At 31.5% G+C, this 4,660-nt stretch carries 3 protein-coding genes and 4 pseudogenes; all 7 read left to right on the top strand.

Annotated features, from left to right (window positions below):
• Positions 1 to 564, top strand: a pseudogene (locus AACQ49_RS05000) (RHS repeat-associated core domain-containing protein); the annotation flags it as partial.
• Between the two features lie 379 nt (positions 565 to 943).
• Positions 944 to 1,237 carry a hypothetical protein gene (locus AACQ49_RS05010; protein WP_049197147.1) on the top strand — a complete coding sequence of 98 codons (294 nt, stop codon included), beginning with the start codon at positions 944 to 946 and terminating at the stop codon, positions 1,235 to 1,237.
• Positions 1,238 to 1,326: 89 nt separating this feature from the next.
• Positions 1,327 to 1,419, top strand: a pseudogene (locus AACQ49_RS18430) (IS481 family transposase); the annotation flags it as partial.
• 9 nt (positions 1,420 to 1,428) lie between these two features.
• Positions 1,429 to 1,548 (top strand): annotated as a pseudogene (locus AACQ49_RS18435) (IS3 family transposase); the annotation flags it as partial.
• Between the two features lie 471 nt (positions 1,549 to 2,019).
• Positions 2,020 to 3,012: a hypothetical protein gene (locus AACQ49_RS05015; RefSeq protein ID WP_161778914.1), complete on the top strand. Its 993-nt coding sequence runs from the start codon at positions 2,020 to 2,022 to the stop codon at positions 3,010 to 3,012.
• Positions 3,013 to 3,073: 61 nt separating this feature from the next.
• The gene (locus AACQ49_RS05020; protein WP_049203036.1) at positions 3,074 to 4,087 is read left to right on the top strand and encodes a hypothetical protein; all 1,014 of its coding nucleotides are present in this window, start codon (positions 3,074 to 3,076) and stop codon (positions 4,085 to 4,087) included.
• 25 nt (positions 4,088 to 4,112) lie between these two features.
• Positions 4,113 to 4,660 (top strand): annotated as a pseudogene (locus AACQ49_RS05025) (RHS repeat-associated core domain-containing protein); the annotation flags it as partial.

Genomic DNA, 4,660 nt, shown 5'->3' on the forward strand with positions numbered 1-4,660 from the left:
TTTGGCTGGGTAGGGATGCGACTGGTGTCTGAGCACAGCAGCGCAGCGCCCCATACCACGGTTTATCATGCTTACAATGACCAAAGTTATACGCCTCTAGCCCGCATTGAATGCACGGATAACCCACTTAATCCGCAACGGGCGATTTATTATACGCACAGCAGTTTAAGTGGCTTACCGGAAGCGTTGAACAACTGTGAGGGTGAAATCGTTTGGCAAGGGCAATACAGTGCTTGGGGACATTTACAGCGTCAAACCCGCCCCACAAGCACGTTTAATCGTGAACAGAACCTGCGTTTTCAAGGGCAGTATTTCGACAAAGACAAGTTTGTCGGGAACAAATTTGAACAGCGCTTGCGCTGGCCCGTAGGGCGAGTATCAGGATGATACGAGTATACTGGGTTACATTATAATACGTTCAGGTACTATGCCCCGGATTTAGGCCGTTTTACCCAGCAAGACCCGATAGGGTTGGCAGGGGGGATAAACTTATATGCTTATGCGCCAAATCCTTTAAGTTATATTGACCCCCTCGGATTAAAACCATGCGCGCCTACTAGTGAATTTGACCGTATAACTACTGGGAAAGTTTATAGAGTCATTAGGCCCGATGAAGATCCTTTATCCGGGTTATTTTCCCTTAATCCAAATAATATAAAAACTGTTGCTGGGCATGTAACATCAGGCAGTCGCTCTCCATCTCAGTTTATATCAGCAACAAAAGATTTAAGCATTGCTGAAAGATGGGCTGCGAAATCAGGGAATCGTATTGTTGAAATAGACTTGCGTAAAATTTCTGGTGGCGCAATTGACATATCATCCCCTAAAGGACTAGATCTCTTAGGTAATCAATTTGCAAGGCGGCTGGCGAAAGGTTCTTCAGAAGTGTTGTTTGACGGCCCCATTCCAGCGGGTGCGATTAATCCTCTTTAATAGGTAGATTATGAACGATAATAATTTTGATTTTAATAGAACTATTATTGATGTAGTGGAAATGATTAGATTGGCGGATGATTTGGATGCAAATATAATTGATAGGCTATATATGTCACTTGATAAAGTAATGACTGATTATCAAAGTACTTCGCTTATCCCAAAATTACTTGCTTATGATCTTCTAGTTCTTCATGATAATTTGGAAGGTTCTTTAAAATTTTACTCTGGTAAAGATAACGAGTATATATCAGGAGTTAATTCAAAGGTTAGTGAATATATTGAAAAAATACTTTTAAGCTAAAATAAAAACTGGGAGGATAGTTAAATCTTTATGAAAGTCTGGACTTCGGCTGACAATTGTTTTTTTCTAATTGTTGCCGGAGGTCAGATATGATGAACATTAAAGCTAAACGAGATATTGCACATAAAACAAAAATCTTAAATCATGCTCGTGAGAGCAAAATTTTTGCTAAAACTTGTCGTTAAAAAGAGATCAGCAACGTCATATATTGCAATAGGAAATCAAAGTATGGTGGTATGGAAGCCAGTGATGCTAAACGATTAAAAGAGCTGGAAGAGGAAAGTTTCAGAAAAAATATCTTTATAAAGATAATAAAATCATAAATATAGAACAGCGTATGTGGCTAGATACTTATATCGAACATTATTTTACCATCGAAACTTCCCCTATGCTGATAATTAATGAGAAGATAGATAATGGAATCATTAGGATATATCCCAATTAAATTATATGACAACAACTCTAACGAATAAAAGACATGAACCTGTAATTTAAATAATATAATTATCTGCTTTGGCTGTATAATCCCACACCAAAGCAGATATATCACACTATATCATTTCCCTTATCAGCATTTTAATCTTTTTAGTTGTTTGAATATATTCACTGTCCAGTATTAATACTATACAGTTGTTTACAATCTTCATCGTAATTGTGAAACGAAATAGGAGCAATAGGTATAGGTGTTGGATTGCTTGATGAATTTAATAAACAGATAAAGAGTGCTAGAATAGAAACAGAAATAAAAACAGGAAAATGGGAAAATATTGGAGTAATAAAAAATGTTAGAGCCTTTGAAAATGAATGTAAATATAAATGATATATACCAATATAAATTAAAAAGTTTTTTTAATTCACGAGCCTTATCAATTAATGAAGAAAAATTTATATTTATAGATTCTGGAAAAAATAAAGAGAAGGTTTTATCTCTTCATATAAAAAATAATGATTTTCTTTTTTTATATGAGTGGTGTGATTTATTTGATTTTGAAAAAATATATAACCTGCTATCTAGTAGAACTAAGTCTAATTATTTTTACTTTTTTCCTTTCTTGAAGATGTTTTTTTCATTATTTATGATTAATACAACTGAGTGTTATAGAAATAAAAATTTATTTGTTTCTTATTTTATTAATCAATTAAAGAATGGACTTGATTTTAAAGATAATCCTGATGATTGTAAATCTGAGTTATTCAATTATTTAATGTATGAAATGGGAATAGGGTCTCGTTATGATAAATATTTTCAAGTGATAAATAATAAACTATTTTTTAATATAAAAAATAGTTCTTATGTTGAAGTGAAAAAACTAATAAAATTAATACACTCTTTTGCGAAAAGAACAGCAAGAAATAGTAATAGGAAATATTTAGAAGTAATAAGGGAATTTCAATTGTCGACAATAGATTTTTTATTAGATAGTACTGACAATTACTCGCTTCCGTATAGTGATATATATATAAAATATACTTATCCAGATATATTTTATAATAATTATTTAGAAAATAAAAATAATATTTTTAGAGTGTTGACTGATTGTATAAAGGAAGGACAATCAAAATGTAATCTTTTTGTTTCCGAAATGATTTTTATGAATTATATATATTATATTCTACGAGAAGAACCATCTAACATATTAGCCTTGGAAGAATTTTGCAAAGAAAATAAAGAAGATTTTTTAAAAATAATAAGTAGAATTATTAACCGTAAATTTTATCTTAATATTAATAGTTTTAAAGGTCTTAATTTTGGGCGTTACTTATCAAAGATATGATGATTTAATATAAATATCTATTCTTTATTAAATATTGTTTTTATTGCATAGGTGAGTGAACATGAACTTAAATGATATCTATCAGTATAAGTTAAATAAGTTATTTAACTCTAGAACACCTACATTATACGATGATGAATTAATATATTATAAAGATGAGAATAAGCTAGAGATGATTCTCGCTTTACATATGCAAGAAAGCAAGCCTCTTTTTTTATCCTGGTGGACGGATTTATTTGATTTTGAGAAAGTAGATAATACTCTAAATGAAAATTTATACGAAAGATATAATATTTTTTTGCTTTTCTTAAGAAAATTACCATCTATTTTTTTGATTAATACTAATAAATATTATAAGGAGAAAAATTTAAAAATTATTTATGCTCTTAATCAGTTAAGATATATGGAAAATATATCTGACAAGTTTAATTATGATATGGATGAACATAAAACAGAAATTATTAATTACTTAGCTTGTTTACTTGGGGGAGAGGAGTTTTATGGTAATCTATTTAAAATAGAAAATAATATACTATTTTTTAACATAAGATTTAATGATTGGGTAGATGTTAAAAAATTAATTAAACATATCCACTCATTATCATCTGCAATGGCAAATAGTATAGAGAATAAGATTGCTTTAGAAAAAATAAAAGTATTTCATATAAATTCAATCGATTTTATTATGAATAAAAATCAAACTGATAGCTATGAAATACCATATGATGATTATTATTTGGATTACGTAAACCCTGATGTTTTTATGAATAATTATTCAGATGATAATAAAATATTTTCTATATTAGTTGATTGTGTTAATGAAAATCAATCAGAATGTAATTTTTTTATATCAGATATCATATATATGAATTATATATATTATGTTCTTAAAGATAATGAAAAAGAAATATTAAAATTAAAAAAGTATTGCGCAAAAAATAATAAGTTATTTTTTAAAATAATTGTCAAAATTATGAATTTAAATTTTCATATAAATGAATCTAGCTTTAGAGGATTAAATCTAGAATATTATTTATTGAATAGTAAAAAAATTACTGTTGGTTATGTAAATTAGAGTTTACCATCAGCATCACTATGATGTGCTGGGTAATATCACTCGCACCGAGTTGCCCCATCAAAGGGCATTTGAATACCTGTATTACGGCTCTGGGCATTTACAACAAACGCAATGGCGAGATAATGAGCAACTGACGGTATTGGCGGAATATCAACGAGACCGTTTACACCGAGAAACGTTGCGCACCAGTGGCGCCTTAGACAATGAAACGGGCTATGACTGTCGGGGACGTATTACGCACCAAGTGGCGCGCCAAATGAATGCCTCACAGTTTGTGACCCCGGTGATAGACCGTCGTTATCGTTGGGATAAACGCAATCAACTTATCGAGCGCAGTGTCAGTTATGGTCAAACGGGCGAGGTTTTTACCGCCGGACATTGGTACTACCACAGTTATCAGTACGACCCGCTGGGACAATTGACAGCGCATTTAGGGTCGGTGCAAACCGAACACTTTCTGTATGATGCAGCAGCCAATTTACTGACTCGTCCGCACACCGAAGCACCGCATAACCAAGTACAAGGCAGTGATAAATTTGATTATCGCTACGACGGTTTTGGTCGCATGGT

The organism is Proteus sp. G2675, assembly GCF_963886535.1.
GTDB lineage: Bacteria > Pseudomonadota > Gammaproteobacteria > Enterobacterales > Enterobacteriaceae > Proteus > Proteus mirabilis.